We start from the raw sequence: 17,477 nt of genomic DNA on the forward strand, positions 1-17,477 counted from the left end.
GCTGCTTGCCAGCGAAGGGGGCCGTATGGCCTAGCCGCGGGCCAACTGGCGACGCAGTTCATCCAGCACCGGCGCGGTATCCGGGCGAACCCCACGCCAGATGAAGAACGCCTCAGCCGCCTGCTCCGCCAGCATCCCCAGCCCATCCAGCACGTTTGCCGCGCCATGCTCGGTGGCCCAGCGACAGAACGGCGTCGGTTCCTTGCCATACATCATGTCGTAGCACACGGTCACGCCCGGCTCGATCAGGCTCTCGGCAATCGGCGGCAACTCACCGGCCAGGCTCGCCGAGGTGGCGTTGATGATCAGGTCCACCGGCTCTTCCAGCCAGCTGAAACCACTCGCGGCCACCGGCCCCAGCTCAGCGAACTCGCGGGCCAGTTGCTCGGCTTTTTCTACCGTGCGGTTGGCAATCACCAGCGATGCCGGCGCGTGCGCCAGCAACGGCTCGAGCACACCACGCACCGCACCACCGGCACCCAGCAGCAGGATGCGCTTGCCCTTGAGCTCGACCCCGGCATTCAGCGTCAGGTCGCGCACCAGGCCGGCTCCGTCGGTGTTGTCACCCTGCAGGCCACCGTCGGGCAGCTTGGTCAGCGTGTTCACCGCCCCGGCGCGACGCGCGCGCGGGGTCAGGCTGTCGACCAGGCGATACGCCTCTTCCTTGAACGGCACGGTGACGTTGGCGCCACGGCCCTGCTTGAAAAAGCCCAGGGCACACACCGTGAAGTCGTCCAGCGGCGCCAGCAGGGTGCTGTACTCCAGCTGCTGGCCGGTCTGGTCGGCAAACAGCCGGTGAATCAACGGCGACTTGCTGTGGCCGATCGGGTTGCCGAATACAACATACTGGTCCATGACGCGCTTCCTGAGTCCGCCCGGCACATCGGGCACGTTATCCACAATGGGTTCAGTGACCGGCCTTGTCCAGGCCCAGCCAGTCGCGGTCCTGCAGGAAATACTCGGTCAGGCGCGCCTCTTCGCTGCCCGGCGCGGCCTTCCAGTCGTAGCCCCAGCGTACCTGCGGCGGCAGCGACATCAGGATCGACTCGGTACGCCCGCCCGACTGCAGGCCAAACAGGGTGCCGCGGTCGTAGACCAGGTTGAATTCCACGTAGCGCCCACGGCGGTACTCCTGGAATTCACGCTGCTCGGCGCTGTACGCCTGCGCCTTGCGCCGCTGCACGATGGGCAGGTACGCCTCGACATAGGCATCGCCGATGGCGCGGATGAAAGCGAAGCAGGTGTCGAAGTCCCACTCGTTCAGGTCGTCGAAGAACAACCCGCCGATGCCGCGTGGCTCGCCACGGTGCTTGAGGTGGAAGTAGCGGTCGCACCAGGCCTTGTAGCGCGGGTACACATCGGCGCCGAACGGCGCACAGGCCTGCTCGGCCACGCGGTGCCAATGCACGCAGTCTTCTTCGTTGCCGTAGTAGGGAGTGAGGTCGAAACCGCCGCCGAACCACCACACCGCCTCTTCACCTTCCTTCTCGGCGATGAAGAAGCGCACGTTGGCGTGGGAGGTCGGCACGTGCGGGTTGTGCGGGTGGATCACCAGCGACACACCGAGGGCCTCGAAGCCGCGGCCGGCCAGCTCCGGGCGGTGCGCACTGGCCGACGGCGGCAGGCCGCTGCCGAACACGTGGGAGAAGTTCACCCCGCCTTTTTCGATCACCTTGCCATCACCGATCACCCGCGTGCGCCCACCGCCACCGGCCTCGCGCACCCAGGCGTCCTCGACGAAGCGAGCGCCACCGTCCTCGGTTTCCAGGGCGGCGCAGATCCGGTCTTGCAGGTCGAGCAGGTAGGCTTTCACGGCCTCGGTGCGGGTAGTCATCAGGTCACCTTGGAAACGGGCTGAGGCCGGGCCAGGCGGGGGCCGGCGCTGAATTCGGCGCGTAGCATACCACCCGCAGCGGGGCACCCGCAGTTGACGGCGATCAAGCAAAGGCGTCCGATAGGGGTTTTTCCGGATGAAGCAGGAGAGTGCAGATGGCCAAGCGTATCCAGTTCAGCCAGCATGGCGGCCCCGAGGTGTTGAGCCTGGTCGACTTCGAACCCGCCGCCCCGGGCGCGCAGCAGGTGCGCGTGCGCAACCAGGCGATCGGCCTGAACTTCATCGACACCTACTTCCGTGACGGGCTGTATGCGCCGCCGGCGCTGCCGTCGGGCCTGGGCACCGAGGGTGCGGGCATCGTCGAGGCGGTGGGCGAAGGCGTGACGCGGATCAAGGTCGGTGATCGCGTGGCCTATGGTGGCGGCCCGCTGGGTGCCTACAGCGAAGTGCACACGCTGCCTGAAGCCAACCTGGTGAAACTGCCCGAGAGCATCAGCTTCGAACAGGCGGCCGCGGTGATGCTCAAGGGCCTGACCGTACAGTACCTGTTGCGCCAGACCTACGACCTGCAGGCCGGCCAGACGGTACTGTTTCATGCCGCCGCAGGCGGCGTCGGCTCGTTGGCGTGCCAATGGGCCAAGGCCCTGGGCGTGAAGCTGATCGGTACCGTGAGCTCGCCGGAAAAGGCGGCGCGGGCCAAGGCGCTGGGCGCCTGGGAAACCATCGACTACAGCCGCGAAGACGTGGCTCAGCGGGTGCTGCAGCTGACCGACGGCAAAAAATGCCCGGTGGTGTATGACGGGGTAGGGCAGGACACCTGGCTGACCTCGCTGGACTGCCTGGCGCCACGCGGGCTGATGGTCAGCTTCGGCAATGCGTCGGGGGCGGTGAGCGGGGTCAACCTGGGGATTCTGGCGCAGAAGGGGTCGCTGTATGTCACCCGCCCGACACTGGCCAGTTACGCCAACAACGCCGAGAACACCCAGGCGATGGCCGATGAACTGTTCGCGATGATCGCCAGTGGCAAGCTGACTGTGGATATCCAGCAGCGGTATCCGCTGGCGCAGGCGGCCAAGGCGCAGGCAGAGCTGTCGGCGCGGCGCACGGTGGGGTCTACGGTGTTGTTGCCTTGACTCGACGGTGAATGCTTCGCTGGCAAGCCAGCTCCCACAGGGTTTCGCGGCGCACACAAAACCCTGTGGGAGCTGGCTTGCCAGCGAAGGGGTTCAACCTGCTCTTACGACCTGCCCGCTGGCCAGGTCGCGAATCACGCTCGGATTGCGCCGCCCACCCAGGCTGCCGCCCAGGATCACATCCAGCTGCCCATGGAAGTATTGCTCCACACGCAACCGCGAGCGTGCCGCCGGCCGGCCCTGCGGATTGGCCGAGGTCGACACCAGCGGCCCCACCAGCGAACACAGGTCGCGTACCACCGGATGATCGCTGACACGCAGCGCTACGGTGTCATGCACCCCGGTAATCCACGCCGGCAACATCCCCTGATGCGGCACCAGCCAGGTGTTGGGCCCAGGCCAGGTACTGGCCATGCGGTCCAGCCACAGCTCGGGGAAATCCTCGAACAGGAAGTCGAACTGGCGGATATTGTCGGCAATCAGGATCAGGCCCTTGTTCACCGAACGCGACTTGAGCGCCAGCAGCCTGTCCACCGCCTCTTCGTTCCACGGGTCACAGCCCAGGCCCCAGACCGCTTCGGTCGGATAGGCCAGCACCGCACCCGCCCGAATTTCCCGCGCGGCTTGTTGCACACGCCAACTGTTCACCATTGCTGTCACTCCGCATTTCAAGGCTGATGCGCAGTGTACTTAGCCCGGCCGGGCAAACCAACGTCCGGCTTCATTGCACACACGCCCCTCCAGCTCCAGCTCGGTCAGGCTGGCCAGTACCCCAGGCAACGCCTGCCCGCTGGCCAGCGCCAGGCCCTCGCTGGTCTGCGGCGCCGCCAGCAGCAATGCAACCAGCGGGTGCACCGGCATCGGCTGCGGGGCCTGCGGCAGGTTTTGCCAACCCCGCAGGCTCTCGATGATCTGCTCGATGCTTTCGACCAGCAGCGCCCCGTCGCGGATCAACTGGTGACAACCCTTGGCCCCCGGGTGATGAATGGACCCTGGAATCGCATACACCTCGCGCCCCTGCTCGGCCGCCAGCCGGGCAGTGATCAGCGAGCCGCTGGCCAGGCTCGCCTCCACCACCAGCACGCCCAGCGACAGGCCGCTGATGATGCGGTTGCGCCGCGGAAAGTTGGCCGCCACCGGCCCGGCGTCGAGCGGGAACTCCGAAACCACCGCGCTACCACGCTCGACCATGGCCTGCGCCAAGGCGCGGTGGCGCTGTGGATAAAGTTTTTGCAGGCCGGTGCCCAGCACGCCGATAGTGTGCCCGCCTGCATCGATTGCGGCCTGATGCGCAGCGCCGTCCACGCCCAGGGCCAGCCCGCTGGTGACCACAAAACCGGCCAGGGCCAGGTGCCGGGAAAACCCTGCGGCGGTGTCCAGCCCCGGCCTTGAGGCGCGTCGACTGCCGACGATGGCCAGCTGCGGGCGCTCCAGTATGGCCGGGTTACCGGCGATGAACAGCAGCGGTGGGGCATCGTTCAGTTGTGCCAGCAAGGCCGGGTAGGTGGGGTCGTCCCACATCAGTAAATGGTGCTGAGGCCCCTCTAGCCAGCGCATTGCAGCCGCTGCACCGGCCACCGCGGCAGCGCTGTCGCGGGCCTCGATGCTCGCCTGGCTGCGGCCTTGCGCGCGCCAGGCCGACGCCGGCGCGGCCAAGGCCGCACGGGCACTGCCGAACGCCTGCAGTAGCTGGTGGAAACCCTTGGGCCCGATGTCGGGCAGACGGTGCAGGCGCACGCGCGCCTCGAGCTCGGCCGCAGGGCAGGCCGCTGAAGAGGTGGAAAGCATCGGATCATCCTTGACCGCTGACGAGTTAACCACCTGCAACAACCTGTGGATAACTCTGTTGATAATACTTTGACAACTTGCCCCGAACAGGTAGCCGTCGATCACCCTTCCAACCCTAGCGGACCTTGAGAAAGGTGCCGAATGCGTCGAATACCTTTATTATGTGCATTCATGTTTGCAACCCATCGCACAGTGCAGCTCATACGCTTATGGCCATCTTGAACATCCTCGAATTCCCGGACCCGCGCCTGCGCACCCTCGCCAAACCGGTGACGGAAGTGGACGACAGCATCCGCCAGTTGATCGATGACATGTTTGAAACCATGTACGAAGCCCCTGGCATCGGCCTGGCCGCGACCCAGATCAACGTGCACAAGCGCGTGGTGGTCATGGACCTGAGCGAAGACCGCAGCGAACCGCGGGTCTTCATCAACCCCGAGCTGGAAATGCTCACCGACGACATGGACCAGTACCAGGAAGGTTGCCTGTCGGTACCCGGCTTCTACGAGAACGTCGACCGCCCGGTGAAGGTCAGGGTCAAGGCCCTGGACCGCGACGGCAAGCCCTTTGAGCTGATCGCCGAAGGCCTGCTGGCCGTGTGCATCCAGCACGAATGCGACCACCTCAACGGCAAGCTGTTCGTCGATTACCTGTCGAACCTCAAGCGCGATCGCATCAAGAAGAAGCTTGAAAAGCAGCACCGCCAGAACGCTTGATCCCTCATCCCAGAAGGCTTGCTCCGGCAAGCCTTTTTCTTTTTAAGCGAGAACTGCATGCGCATCGTCTTCGCGGGCACCCCCGAGTTTGCCGCCGAACACCTCAAGGCCCTGCTGGCCAGCCAGCATGAAATCATCGCGGTCTACACCCAGCCGGACCGCCCGGCCGGTCGCGGCCAGAAGCTGATGCCCAGCCCGGTCAAGCAACTGGCTGTGGATAACGCCATCCCGGTGCTGCAGCCGCCGACGCTGCGCAACCCCGAGGCGCAGGCCGAGCTGGCGGCACTCAAGCCGGACCTGATGGTGGTGGTGGCCTACGGCTTGATCCTGCCGCAGGTGGTGCTGGATATCCCGCGCCTGGGCTGTATCAACAGCCATGCCTCGCTGCTGCCGCGCTGGCGCGGCGCCGCGCCGATCCAGCGCGCGGTGCAGGCCGGTGACGCCGAAAGTGGCGTGACCGTGATGCGCATGGAAGCGGGCCTGGATACCGGGCCGATGCTGCTCAAGGTCAGCACCCCGATCAGTGCCAGCGATACCGGTGGCAGCCTGCACGACCGCCTCGCCGAACTCGGTCCGCCGGCCGTACTGCAAGCCATCGACGGCCTTGGCGCCGGCACCCTGCACGGCGACGTACAGGACGATACGCTGGCCACTTATGCACACAAGCTCAACAAGGACGAAGCACGCCTGGACTGGTCGCGCCCGGCCCAAGAGCTGGAACGCCTGATCCGCGCCTTCAACCCGTGGCCGATCTGCCACAGCACGCTGGGCGGCGAAGCCCTGAAAGTGCTGGGCGCCAGCCTGGCCGAGGGCCAAGGTACGCCGGGCCAGATCCTGTCCGCCAGCAAGGACGGCCTGATCGTCGCCTGCGGTGAACAGGCCCTGTGCCTGACCCGCCTGCAACTGCCCGGCGGCAAGGCGCTGAACTTCAGCGACCTGTTCAACAGCCGCCGCGAGAAGTTCGCCAACGGCACGGTGCTGGGCCAATGAACCCGCGTCTGGCCGCTGCCCGCGCCCTGGCCGCCGTACTCAGCGGCAAGGCCTCGCTGAACAGCTCGCTGCCCGTTCAGCTGGACAAGGTCGAGGCCCGTGACCGCGGCTTCACCCAGGACCTGGCCTTCGGCACCGCACGCTGGCAGCCACGCCTGTCGGCGCTGGCCGAACGCCTGCTGCAAAAGCCGTTCAAGGCCGCCGATGCCGACGTCGAGGCGTTGCTGCTGGTGGGCCTGTACCAGCTGCTGTACACCCGCGTGCCGGCCCACGCCGCCATCGGTGAAACCGTGGGCTGTGCCGACAAGCTGAAAAAGCCCTGGGCCAAGGCCCTGCTCAATGCCGTGCTGCGCCGCGCCCAGCGCGAAAGCAGCGAGATCCTCGCCGAGCTCGAACGCGACCCGGTGGTGCGTACCGCGCACCCGCGCTGGCTGCAGAAATCGCTCAAGGCGTTCTGGCCAGAGCAGTGGGAAGCCATCTGCGCCGCCAACAATGCGCACCCGCCCATGATCCTGCGGGTCAACCGCCGTCATCACCACCGCGATGCCTACCTGGGGCTGTTGCGCGAGGCCGGCCTTGAAGCCGCGCCCTGCACGTTCAGCCAGGACGGCATCGTGCTCGCCGAGGCCTGCGACGTGCGCGGCCTGCCCGGGTTCGACCAAGGCTGGATCAGCGTGCAGGACGAAGCCGCGCAACTGGCCGCCGACCTGCTCGACCTGGCCCCCGGCCAGCGCGTGCTCGACGCCTGCTGCGCACCTGGCGGCAAGACCTGCCACCTGCTCGAAGCACAAGCCGGGCTGGACGCCGTGGTGGCGATCGACCTTGAAGCCAAGCGCCTGACCCGTGTGCGCGAAAACCTTGATCGCCTGGGCCTGGACGCTCAGCTGATCGCCTGCGATGCCCGCGACACCGCCAGCTGGTGGGACGGCAAGGGCTTCCAGCGCATCCTGCTGGACGCGCCGTGCTCGGCCACCGGGGTGATCCGTCGCCACCCGGACATCAAGCTGACCCGCCAGGCCGACGACATTGGTGCCCTGGCCAGCCTGCAGGGCGAGCTGCTGGACGCACTGTGGCCAACGCTGGAAGTCGGCGGCATCCTGCTCTACGCCACCTGCTCGACGCTGCCGACCGAGAACACCGAGGTCATCGAGGCGTTCCTGGCGCGCACGCCGGGTGCACGCGAGCTGGACCTGGCCACCGAGGCCGGCATCCGCCAGCCGCATGGTCGCCAGTTGCTGGCGCAGGAAGGCGGCCATGACGGCTTCTACTATGCCAAGCTGATCAAGATCGCCGCCGTTCGCGGACACTAACCAGCACAAGGGAGAGCGGATGAAGATCATCATCCTGGGCGCGGGGCAGGTCGGCGGCACGCTGGCCGAGCACCTGGCCAGCGAAGCCAACGACATCACCGTGGTCGATACCGATGGCGACCGCCTGCGCGACCTCGGCGATCGCCTCGACATCCGCACCGTGCAGGGCCGCGCCTCGCTCCCCACGGTGCTCCGCCAGGCCGGTGCGGATGATGCCGACATGCTGGTGGCGGTGACCAACAGCGACGAGACCAACATGGTCGCCTGCCAGGTGGCCTACACCCTGTTCCACACCCCAACCAAGATCGCCCGTGTACGCGAGTCGGCCTACCTGACCCGCAGCGGCCTGTTCAACAACGAAGCGATCCCGGTCGACGTGCTGATCAGCCCCGAACAGGTGGTCACCCATTACATCAAGCGCCTGATCGAGCACCCCGGCGCCTTGCAGGTGATCGACTTCGCCGACGGCAAGGTCCAGCTGGTGGCGGTCAAGGCGTACTATGGCGGCCCGCTGGTCGGCCAGCAGTTGCGCCAGATCCGCGAGCACATGCCGAACATCGACACCCGCGTGGCGGCGATCTTCCGCCGCGACCGGCCGATCAAGCCGCAGGGCGACACCGTGATCGAGGCCGACGACGAGGTATTCTTCATCGCCGCCAAGAACGACATTCGCGCGGTGATGGGCGAGTTGCGCCGCATCGACGAAACCAACAAGCGCGTGGTGATCGCCGGCGGCGGCCAGATCGGTGAGCGCCTGGCCGAGGCCATCGAGAGCCGCTACCAGGTCAAGATCATCGAGATGAACCCGGCGCGCTGCCGCTACCTGTCCGACACCCTCGACAGCACCGTGGTACTGCAGGGCAGCGCGTCGGACCGCGACCTGATGCTGGAAGAGAACATCGCCGACGCGGACATCTTCCTGGCCCTGACCAACGACGACGAGGCCAACATCATGTCGTCGCTGCTGGCCAAGCGCCTGGGCGCCAAGAAGGTGATGACCATCATCAACAACCCGGCCTATGTCGACCTGGTGCAGGGTGGCGAGATCGATATCGCCATCAGCCCGCAGCAGGCCACCATCGGCACCTTGCTGGCCCACGTGCGGCGTGGCGACATCGTCAGCGTGCACTCGCTGCGCCGTGGCGCGGCCGAGGCCATCGAGGCGATTGCCCATGGCGACTCGAAGTCGAGCAAGGTGATCGGCAAGGCCATCGAGGAAATCGCGCTGCCGCCCGGCACCACCATCGGCGCGATCATCCGCGACGAAGAAGTGCTGATCGCCCACGACGACACGGTGATCGAGGCCGGCGACCATGTGATCCTGTTCGTTGTGGATAAAAAGTACATTCGCGATGTGGAGAAGCTGTTCCACGTGGGATTGAGCTTCTTCTAGGGAGAGACGGGCATGCGCGAGTCGCTGGAAAAGATGCTGGCCAAGGGTGTGGATAACTCGCTGTTGCGCTTCGGCCTGGGCAAGGCCTGGCTGGACGAGGGCAATGGCGCCGAGGCGGCGCTGCATCTGCGGCGCTGCATTGAATTCGACCCCAAGTACTCGGCGGCGTGGAAGCTGCTGGGCAAGGCCTATCAGGTACAGGGGGATGTGGCGGGGGCGCGGCAGGCCTGGACCGAAGGGCTGGCGGCAGCGCAGGCGCATGGGGACAAGCAGGCGGAAAAGGAGATGACGGTGTTTCTGAGGAAGCTCGACAAGGCTTGATACCGCGTTGCGGCCTTCGCTGGCAAGCCAGCTCCCACAGGGATAGCACCGCTCTCAAGAGCAGCGAATAACCTGTGGGAGCTGGCTTGCCAGCGAAAGGGCCCTCAATACCAGCGCGTCTCGCCCGGCGGACGCTTCTTGAAGCGCTTCATGCTCCACATGTACTGGCTCGGATACGCCCGCACATAACGCTCCACCACCTTGCTCATGGCCGCCGCCGAGGTCTCGACATCGGTGCTGTACATCGCATCCGGCGCCGCTTCCAGGATCACCTTGAAGCCCGACCCGTCCGGCAGGCGCAGGGCATGCAGGAACACCCCGACCGCCTTGCCGCCGGCCAGCATGTTCGGCACGAACTTGCTGGTCAGCGCCTTCGTGGCAAAGAACGGCACGAACACACCTGCCGATTCGGCCGGCTCCGGGTCGGCCGGAATGCCCACCTGGCCTCCCTTGCGCACCTCCTTGATGATGCTCAGGATGCCTTCCTTGGTCGACGCCGCCACGCGGTTGCCCAATTGCACCCGCTGCTCGCGCAACAGGTCATCCACTGCCTTGAGCTTGGGCGGGCGGTAGAAGATGATCGGCTTGCACTGGCTGCAATAGAAGTGGTTGAGCACTTCCCAGTTGCCCAGGTGGCTGGTGATACCCACCACGCCCTTGCCCGATGCCAGCGCTTCGTGCAGCACTTCCAGGCCCTCGACTTCACGCACCAGGTCGATCGAACGCTGCGCCGGCCAGATCCACGCGCACGCGCTTTCGGTGAACGACTTGCCGATGTCCATCAGCGTGCGGCCCACAAGACGCTCGCGCTCGGCGCTGTCCATCTCGGGGAAACACTTGGCCAGGTTGATGCGCACCACGGTGCGCGAGCTGTTGGGCAGCTTCCACATGATCCAGCCGATGGCCGCGCCAACCCGCTGCACCGCCGCCCAGGGCAGCTTGGCAAACAATCGCAACGCCCCGACCATCAAGGCGCCCTTGAACTTATCCACAGGCAGGTTCCTCCTTCTGCAAGCCGCGCATTGTAACCGTCAGCGGCGCAGGGCGGCGTAACGATCACAATCGGTGGTGTGATCCATGACCATGCCGGTGGCCTGCATGAAGGCATAGCAGATGGTCGGCCCGACAAAGGTGAAGCCGGCCTTCTTCAAGGCCTTGCTCATCGCCGTGGCCTCGTCGGTCACCGCCGGCACCTCGCCGCGCTGGCTGAAATGATTGATTTTCGGTGCCCCGCCGACGAACGACCACAGCCACTGCGCCGGGTTGTCCAGCGCCAGCCAGGCGTTGGCATTGCGCCGCGCGGCATTGAGCTTGAGGCGGTTGCGGATGATGCCGGGGTCGAGCATGCGTTCCTCGATTTCGGCATCGGTCATCTGCGCCAGCCGCTGCGGGTCGAAGCCGAACAGCACCTCACGGTAGCGCTCGCGCTTCTTCAGTACCGTGATCCACGACAACCCGGCCTGAAAGCCTTCGAGCAGCAGCATTTCGAACAGCGCCCCCGGCTCGCGCTGCGGCCTGCCCCACTCGTTGTCGTGGTAGGCCTGGTACAACGGATCGTCGGTACACCAAAAGCAGCGTGGCATAAGGCTCCATGGGTAGAGGCGGGGGCGAATCGGGTTATACTCCCGCTCTTTATATTCGCAGCCCTGGAAAAGGTGAATTTCGTGAGCCAGCCTACGCCAGCCGTGCGTACCTTCCAAGACCTGATCCTCGCCCTGCAGCAGTACTGGGCCGAGCAAGGTTGTGTGGTACTTCAACCCTACGATATGGAAGTAGGCGCCGGCACATTCCATACCGCCACGTTCCTGCGCGCCATCGGCCCGGAAACCTGGAACGCCGCTTATGTGCAGCCCAGTCGTCGCCCGACTGACGGCCGCTACGGCGAAAACCCGAACCGCCTGCAGCACTACTACCAGTTCCAGGTGGTATTGAAGCCGAACCCGGACAACTTCCAGGAGCTGTACCTGGGCTCGCTCAAGCACGTGGGCCTCGACCCGCTGGTGCACGACATCCGCTTCGTCGAAGACAACTGGGAATCGCCGACCCTGGGCGCCTGGGGCCTGGGCTGGGAAGTCTGGCTCAACGGCATGGAAGTCACCCAGTTCACCTACTTCCAGCAGGCGGGCGGCATCGAATGCTACCCGGTGACCGGCGAGATCACCTATGGCCTGGAACGCCTGGCCATGTACCTGCAGGGCGTGGACTCGGTCTACGACCTGGTGTGGGCCGACGGCCCGTTCGGCAAGGTGACCTACGGCGACGTGTTCCACCAGAACGAGGTGGAGCAGTCCACCTACAACTTCGAGCACGCCAACGTCGACAAGCTGTTCGAACTGTTCGACTTCTACGAAAGCGAAGCCAAGCGCCTGATCGAACTCGATCAACCGCTGCCGCTGCCAAGCTATGAGATGGTGCTGAAGGCCTCGCACACCTTCAACCTGCTGGATGCGCGCCGGGCGATCTCGGTGACCGCGCGTCAGCAATACATCCTGCGCGTGCGCACCCTGGCGCGTGCCGTGGCGCAAGCCTACCTGCTGGCACGTGCCAAGCTGGGCTTCCCGATGGCAACCCCGGACCTGCGTGACGAAGTACTGGCCAAGCTGGAGGCTGCACAATGAGTGCTCAAGATTTCCTGGTTGAACTGGGCACCGAAGAGCTGCCACCCAAGGCCCTGAATACCCTGGCCGAAGCCTTCCTGGCCGGCATCGACAAGGGCCTGCAGGCGGCCGGCCTGAGCTTCGAAAGCAAGACCGTGTACGCCGCGCCGCGTCGCCTGGCCGTGCTGATCACCGCCCTGGCTACCCAGCAGCCGGACCGCAGCGTCAACCTTGACGGCCCGCCACGCCAGGCCGCCTTCGACGCTGATGGCAACCCGACCCAGGCCGCCCTGGGCTTCGCCAAGAAATGCGGTGTGGACCTCAGCGAAATCGACCAGAGCGGACCCAAGCTGCGCTACAGCCAGAGCATCGCCGGCAAGCCGACCGCCAGCCTGCTGCCGACCATCGTCGAAGACTCGCTCAACGACCTGCCGATCCCCAAGCGCATGCGCTGGGGTGCCCGCAAGGAAGAGTTCGTGCGCCCGACCCAGTGGCTGGTGATGCTGCTCGGTGACCAGGTCATCGACTGCACCCTTCTCGCCCAGAAGGCCGGTCGCGATTCGCGTGGCCATCGCTTCCATCACCCCGAAGCGGTGCGTATCACCTCGCCGGCCAACTACCTGTCCGACCTGCGCGCCGCCTATGTGCTGGCCGATGCCAACGAGCGCCGCGCGCTGATCAGCAAGCGCACCGCGGAGCTGGCCACCCTGCAGGAAGGCACCGCGATCGTGCCGCCGGCCCTGCTCGACGAAGTGACTGCGCTGGTCGAATGGCCGGTGCCGCTGGTGTGCTCGTTCGAGGAGCGTTTCCTAGACGTGCCGCAGGAAGCCCTGATCACCACCATGCAGGACAACCAGAAGTACTTCTGCCTGCTGGACGTGGACGGCAAGCTGCTGCCGCGCTTCATCACCGTGGCCAACATCGAGAGCCGCGATCCGAAACAGATCATCGAAGGCAACGAGAAGGTCGTGCGCCCGCGCCTGACCGACGCCGAGTTCTTCTTCAAGCAGGACAAGAAGCAGAAGCTCGAAAGCTTCAACGAGCGCCTGCAGAACGTAGTGTTCCAGGCGCAGTTGGGCAGCGTGTTCGACAAGGCCGAGCGCGTGGCCAAGCTGGCCGCCTTCATTGCCCAGCGTATCGGTGGCGACGCCCAGCGCGCCGCACGTGCCGGCCTGCTGTCCAAGTGCGACCTGGCCACCGAGATGGTCGGCGAGTTCCCTGAGATGCAGGGTGTCGCCGGTTACTACTACGCCCTCAACGACGGTGAAGCCCAAGACGTCGCGCTGGCCCTGAACGAGCAGTACATGCCGCGCGGTGCCGGTGCCGAACTGCCGTCGACCCTGACCGGTGCGGCCGTGGCCATCGCCGACAAGCTCGACACCCTGGTCGGCATCTTCGGCATCGGCATGCTGCCCACCGGCAGCAAGGACCCGTATGCGCTGCGTCGCGCCGCCCTGGGCGTGCTGCGCATCCTGATCGAGAAGCAGCTGGACCTGGACCTGAACGAGGCGGTGAGCTTCGCCGTTGCCCAGTTCGGCGCCAAGGTCAAGGCTGCCGGCCTGAGCGAGCAGGTGCTGGAATTCGTCTTCGACCGCCTGCGTGCGCGCTATGAAGACGAAGGCATCGATGTCGCCACCTACCTCTCGGTACGTGCCCTCAAGCCGGGTTCGGCACTCGACTTCGACCAGCGTGTACAGGCCGTGCAGGCCTTCCGCAAGCTGCCCGAAGCCGCTGCCCTGGCCGCGGTGAACAAGCGCGTGTCGAACCTGCTGAGCAAGGCCGAAGGTGCCGTGGCCAGCACCGTTGAGCCCAAGTACTTCGACAACGCCAACGAGTTCTCGCTGTACTCGGCCATCCAGCAGGCCGACCAGGCCGTGCAACCGATGGCTGCTGCCCGTCAGTACAGCGAGTCGCTGGCACGCCTGGCCGCGCTGCGCGAGCCGGTGGACGCGTTCTTCGAAGCGGTGATGGTGAATGCCGAAGACGCCAACGTGCGTGCCAACCGTTATGCCCTGCTCAGCCGCCTGCGCGGTCTGTTCCTGGGCGTGGCCGACATCTCGCTGCTGGGGTAATCCGTGAAGCTGCTGATTCTCGATCGGGACGGGGTGATCAACCAGGACTCCGACGCCTACATCAAGTCGCTGGACGAGTGGATTCCCATCCCGGGTTCGATCGAGGCCATCGCGCAGTTGAGCAAGGCCGGCTGGACGGTGGCAGTCGCCACCAACCAGTCGGGCATCGCCCGCGGTTACTACAGCCTGGCCACCCTCGACGCCATGCATGCGCGCCTGCGCACGCTGGTGGCCGAGCAGGGTGGCGAGGTGGGCTTGATCGTCTACTGCCCGCACGGCCCGGACGAAGGCTGCGCCTGTCGCAAGCCCAAGCCGGGCATGCTGCATGCCATCGCCAACCATTACGCGGTCGATCTGGCCGGCGTGTGGTTCGTGGGTGACAGCAAGGGTGACCTGCAAGCCGCGCGCACCGTCGATGCACAACCGGTTTTGGTAAAGACCGGCAAGGGTGAACAGACCCTGAGCAAAGGCGTGCCCGAGGCAACGCTGATTTTCGATGACCTGGCGTCCATCGCCAGTGCACTTATCCACAAACAGGCGGGTTAGCCCGCAACGGTACATGCCGCTATGTCGATCCTGCAGGCGATCAGAATTTTTCTTTTTTACCTGCTGCTGGGTACCAGCTCGTTGCTGTGGTGCACCCTGAGCTTTTTTATCGCGCCGTTCTTGCCGTTCCGCGCACGCTATCGCTTCATCAACGTGTACTGGTGCCGCTTCGCGCTGGTGCTGGTACGGGTGTTTCTGAACATCCGGGTGAAGATTACCGGGGCTGAAAACATCCCGGCGCAACCCTGTGTGATCCTGTCAAATCACCAGAGCACCTGGGAGACGTTCTTTCTCTCCGCCTATTTCCAGCCCTTGAGCCAGGTGCTCAAGCGCGAGTTGCTGTTCGTGCCGTTCTTCGGCTGGGCCATGGCCATGCTGCGGCCGATCGCCATCGACCGCGACAACCCCAAGGCCGCCCTCAAGCAGGTGGCCGCCGAAGGCGACAAGCTGCTCAAGGACGGCGTATGGGTACTGATCTTCCCTGAGGGCACCCGCGTGCCGTTCGGCCAGATCGGCAAGTTCTCCCGCGGCGGTACTGCCCTGGCGGTGAACGCCAACCTGCCGGTGCTGCCGATTGCACACAACGCCGGCAAGTACTGGCCCAAGGAAGGCTGGGGCAAGCGCGCAGGCACCATCGAGGTGGTGATTGGCGAACCGATGTACGCCGAAGGCACCGGCCCGCGTGCGATCGCAGCGCTCAACGAGCGGGCCGCGGCCTGGAACGAGCAGACCCAGCGCGACCTCGGTTCACTGCCGGCACAAGCGCCGAATGACGCGCAGCCAGTAGCCTGATCGATCTGTGGATAACCTGTGTGCAGTATTTGGATTTCTTTCATAGAAATCATCTAAGTTGATGATTTAAATACTTATTTCTCTGTATGACTGTTTCATGAAAATCGTGCATAAGTTTTTTCGCGCGATAAAAAAACCGGCTTTTAAGCCGGTTTTTTTGTGGATTGTTTTCGGGCCCCTTCGCTGGCAAGCCAGCTCCCACAGGTACCGCGCAATGTTGAGATTACCCGTAACCCTGTGGGAGCTGGCTTGCCAGCGAAAGGGCCGGCAGCCTCACACCTTGTCCAGGTCCACCTTGTTGGTTTCTTTCAGGCAGAAGATCCCCACCACCAGGCTCACCCCGGTGATCAGCACCGGGTACCACAGCCCATAGAAGATATCCCCGGTGTACACCACCAGCGCGAACGACACCGTCGGCAGGAAGCCACCGAACCAGCCGTTGCCGATGTGGTAGGGCAGCGACATCGAGGTATAGCGGATGCGGGTCGGGAACAGCTCGACCATCACTGCCGCCAGCGGCCCATAGGTCATGGTCGCAATCAGGATCATCGCCACGATCAGCAGCACCACCATTGGCTGGTTCACGCTGGCCGGGTCTGCCTTGGCCGGGTAGCCCGCCTTCTCGATGGCCGCACGCATCGCCGCTTCGTCGAAGCCGTCGATGCGCTGCTCACCGATGCTCACCACCACTTCGGTACCGGCAGGCACCGCCTGCGAGCTGTACGGCAGGCCCTGCTTGACCAGGAACGTCTTGACCTTGTCGCAGGTGCTGTCGAAACGCGCCTTGCCCACCGGGTCGAACTGGAAGGTGCAACCCTGCGGGTCGGCCATCACCACGATCGGGGCCTGGCGGCTGGCGGCGTCGATCTGCGGGTTGGCGTAATGGCTCAGCGCCTTGAACAACGGGAAGTACAGCACGGTGGCCAGCAACAGGCCCAGCATCAGGATCGGCTTGCGCCCGATCCGGTCCGACAGCCAGCCGAAGAACACGAAGAACGGCGCCCCGATCACCACACTGATGATCAGCAGGGTATTGGCCTGGGCCGGGTCCATCTTGAGCATCTGGGTCATGAAGAACAGCACGTAGAACTGCGCGGTGTAGAAGGTCACTGCCTGGCCGGCATTGATGCTGAACAGCGCGGTGAGCACGATCTTGAGGTTGGCCCACGAGCCGAACGACTCACGGATCGGCGCCTTGCTGGTCTTGCCCTGGGCTTTCATTTTCACGAAGGCCGGCGACTCGTGCATGCTCATGCGGATCCAGGTGGAAATGCCCAGCAGCACGATCGACAGCAGGAACGGCAGGCGCCAGCCCCAGACTTCGAACTGGTCGCCACTGATGTAGCGGCTGCCCAGTACCACCAGCAGCGACAGCAGCAGACCAAGGGTGGCGGTGGACTGGATGAAACCGGTATGGAAGCCGCGCTTGCCCGGTGGTGCGTGCTCGGCCACGTAGGTGGCCGCGCCACCGTACTCGCCGCCCAGCGCCAAGCCCTGGAGCATGCGCAGCACCACCAGGATGATCGGTGCGGCGATGCCGATGCTGGCATAGTTGGGCAGCAGGCCCACGGCAAAGGTCGACAGGCCCATCAGCACGATGGTCACCAGGAAAGTGTACTTGCGCCCGATCATGTCGCCCAGGCGGCCGAACACCAGTGCGCCGAAGGGGCGCACCAGGAACCCGGCGGAAAACGCCATCAGCGCAAAGATGAACGCCGTGGTGTCGTTGACCCCGGCGAAGAACTGCTTGCTGATGACGACCGCCAGCGCCCCATAGAGAAAAAAGTCATACCACTCGAAAACCGTCCCGAGGGATGACGCGAAAATGATCTTGCGTTCTTCCCGGCGGCTGTTCGCCCCCGCTGCAGCGCCCTGCTCCTGAATGGTGTCCGACATCGTGCTGTCCTCGGCCCCATCGGGGCACAGTGATTATTGTTGTTGTCCACTGTCGACGCCGGCTGACTGCTGCCGACGTCACTTGCCAC

The 17,477-nt window shown here is 65.0% G+C and carries 17 protein-coding genes; 10 read left to right on the forward strand and 7 right to left on the reverse strand.

What is annotated here, in order from left to right:
* Positions 1 to 30 precede the first annotated feature (30 nt).
* Together aroE and hemF are read right to left on the reverse strand one after the other, a co-directional pair.
* Positions 31 to 855, reverse strand: a complete 825-nt coding sequence (aroE, locus tag KUO17_RS00005) for a shikimate dehydrogenase (RefSeq protein ID WP_217973019.1) — start codon at positions 853 to 855, stop codon at positions 31 to 33.
* Between the two features lie 52 nt (positions 856 to 907).
* A complete protein-coding gene (gene hemF / locus KUO17_RS00010) occupies positions 908 to 1,834 on the reverse strand; it encodes an oxygen-dependent coproporphyrinogen oxidase (RefSeq protein WP_217973020.1) in 927 nt (308 codons plus the stop codon).
* A gap of 155 nt (positions 1,835 to 1,989) precedes the next feature.
* On the opposite strand from hemF, the gene KUO17_RS00015 reads away from it, so the two are divergent.
* The gene (locus KUO17_RS00015; protein ID WP_217973021.1) at positions 1,990 to 2,967 is read left to right on the forward strand and encodes an NADPH:quinone reductase; all 978 of its coding nucleotides are present in this window, start codon (positions 1,990 to 1,992) and stop codon (positions 2,965 to 2,967) included.
* A 93-nt stretch (positions 2,968 to 3,060) separates the two neighbouring features.
* On the opposite strand, the gene tsaC is transcribed toward KUO17_RS00015, so the two are convergent.
* Both tsaC and dprA read right to left on the reverse strand, forming a co-directional pair.
* Complete coding sequence (gene tsaC / locus KUO17_RS00020) at positions 3,061 to 3,618, reverse strand: L-threonylcarbamoyladenylate synthase type 1 TsaC (protein ID WP_217973022.1); 558 nt, start codon at positions 3,616 to 3,618, stop codon at positions 3,061 to 3,063.
* Between the two features lie 39 nt (positions 3,619 to 3,657).
* Positions 3,658 to 4,755 carry a DNA-processing protein DprA gene (gene dprA / locus KUO17_RS00025; RefSeq protein WP_217973023.1) on the reverse strand — a complete coding sequence of 366 codons (1,098 nt, stop codon included), beginning with the start codon at positions 4,753 to 4,755 and terminating at the stop codon, positions 3,658 to 3,660.
* 209 nt (positions 4,756 to 4,964) lie between these two features.
* Between dprA and def the strand changes: the two genes are divergently transcribed.
* Genes def through KUO17_RS00050 form a run of 5 tightly spaced genes read left to right on the forward strand, consistent with a single transcriptional unit; the run spans position 4,965 to position 9,485 of the window.
* Positions 4,965 to 5,471 carry a peptide deformylase gene (def, locus tag KUO17_RS00030; RefSeq protein WP_217973024.1) on the forward strand — a complete coding sequence of 169 codons (507 nt, stop codon included), beginning with the start codon at positions 4,965 to 4,967 and terminating at the stop codon, positions 5,469 to 5,471.
* Between the two features lie 57 nt (positions 5,472 to 5,528).
* Positions 5,529 to 6,461, forward strand: a complete 933-nt coding sequence (gene fmt, locus KUO17_RS00035; protein ID WP_217973025.1) for a methionyl-tRNA formyltransferase — start codon at positions 5,529 to 5,531, stop codon at positions 6,459 to 6,461.
* Positions 6,458 to 7,771, forward strand: coding sequence for a 16S rRNA (cytosine(967)-C(5))-methyltransferase RsmB (rsmB, locus tag KUO17_RS00040; protein ID WP_217973026.1), 1,314 nt, complete (start codon positions 6,458 to 6,460; stop codon positions 7,769 to 7,771). Before fmt ends, rsmB begins: the two co-directional genes overlap by 4 nt.
* A 19-nt stretch (positions 7,772 to 7,790) precedes the next feature.
* Positions 7,791 to 9,164 carry a Trk system potassium transporter TrkA gene (gene trkA, locus KUO17_RS00045; RefSeq protein ID WP_217973027.1) on the forward strand — a complete coding sequence of 458 codons (1,374 nt, stop codon included), beginning with the start codon at positions 7,791 to 7,793 and terminating at the stop codon, positions 9,162 to 9,164.
* A gap of 12 nt (positions 9,165 to 9,176) precedes the next feature.
* The gene (locus KUO17_RS00050; RefSeq protein WP_217973028.1) at positions 9,177 to 9,485 is read left to right on the forward strand and encodes a tetratricopeptide repeat protein; all 309 of its coding nucleotides are present in this window, start codon (positions 9,177 to 9,179) and stop codon (positions 9,483 to 9,485) included.
* A 104-nt stretch (positions 9,486 to 9,589) separates the two neighbouring features.
* Here KUO17_RS00050 and KUO17_RS00055 read toward each other — a convergent pair whose 3' ends face one another.
* Positions 9,590 to 10,477, reverse strand: coding sequence for a lysophospholipid acyltransferase (locus KUO17_RS00055; protein ID WP_217973029.1), 888 nt, complete (start codon positions 10,475 to 10,477; stop codon positions 9,590 to 9,592).
* Between the two features lie 39 nt (positions 10,478 to 10,516).
* Complete coding sequence (locus KUO17_RS00060) at positions 10,517 to 11,068, reverse strand: DNA-3-methyladenine glycosylase I (RefSeq protein ID WP_217973030.1); 552 nt, start codon at positions 11,066 to 11,068, stop codon at positions 10,517 to 10,519.
* A gap of 81 nt (positions 11,069 to 11,149) precedes the next feature.
* Between KUO17_RS00060 and glyQ the strand changes: the two genes are divergently transcribed.
* Genes glyQ through KUO17_RS00080 form a run of 4 tightly spaced genes read left to right on the forward strand, consistent with a single transcriptional unit; the run spans position 11,150 to position 15,492 of the window.
* The gene (gene glyQ, locus KUO17_RS00065) at positions 11,150 to 12,103 is read left to right on the forward strand and encodes a glycine--tRNA ligase subunit alpha (protein ID WP_043862242.1); all 954 of its coding nucleotides are present in this window, start codon (positions 11,150 to 11,152) and stop codon (positions 12,101 to 12,103) included.
* Positions 12,100 to 14,154 carry a glycine--tRNA ligase subunit beta gene (glyS, locus tag KUO17_RS00070; protein ID WP_217973031.1) on the forward strand — a complete coding sequence of 685 codons (2,055 nt, stop codon included), beginning with the start codon at positions 12,100 to 12,102 and terminating at the stop codon, positions 14,152 to 14,154. Before glyQ ends, glyS begins: the two co-directional genes overlap by 4 nt.
* 3 nt (positions 14,155 to 14,157) lie before the next feature.
* The gene (gene gmhB, locus KUO17_RS00075) at positions 14,158 to 14,700 is read left to right on the forward strand and encodes a D-glycero-beta-D-manno-heptose 1,7-bisphosphate 7-phosphatase (RefSeq protein WP_217973032.1); all 543 of its coding nucleotides are present in this window, start codon (positions 14,158 to 14,160) and stop codon (positions 14,698 to 14,700) included.
* A gap of 21 nt (positions 14,701 to 14,721) precedes the next feature.
* Entirely contained in the window at positions 14,722 to 15,492 is a 771-nt protein-coding gene (locus KUO17_RS00080; RefSeq protein ID WP_217973033.1) for a lysophospholipid acyltransferase family protein, read from the forward strand.
* Positions 15,493 to 15,765: 273 nt separating this feature from the next.
* On the opposite strand, the gene KUO17_RS00085 is transcribed toward KUO17_RS00080, so the two are convergent.
* The gene (locus tag KUO17_RS00085) at positions 15,766 to 17,388 is read right to left on the reverse strand and encodes an MFS transporter (protein WP_217973034.1); all 1,623 of its coding nucleotides are present in this window, start codon (positions 17,386 to 17,388) and stop codon (positions 15,766 to 15,768) included.
* Positions 17,389 to 17,477 lie beyond the last annotated feature (89 nt).

This window comes from Pseudomonas aegrilactucae (genome assembly GCF_019168305.1).
Classification (GTDB): domain Bacteria; phylum Pseudomonadota; class Gammaproteobacteria; order Pseudomonadales; family Pseudomonadaceae; genus Aquipseudomonas; species Aquipseudomonas aegrilactucae.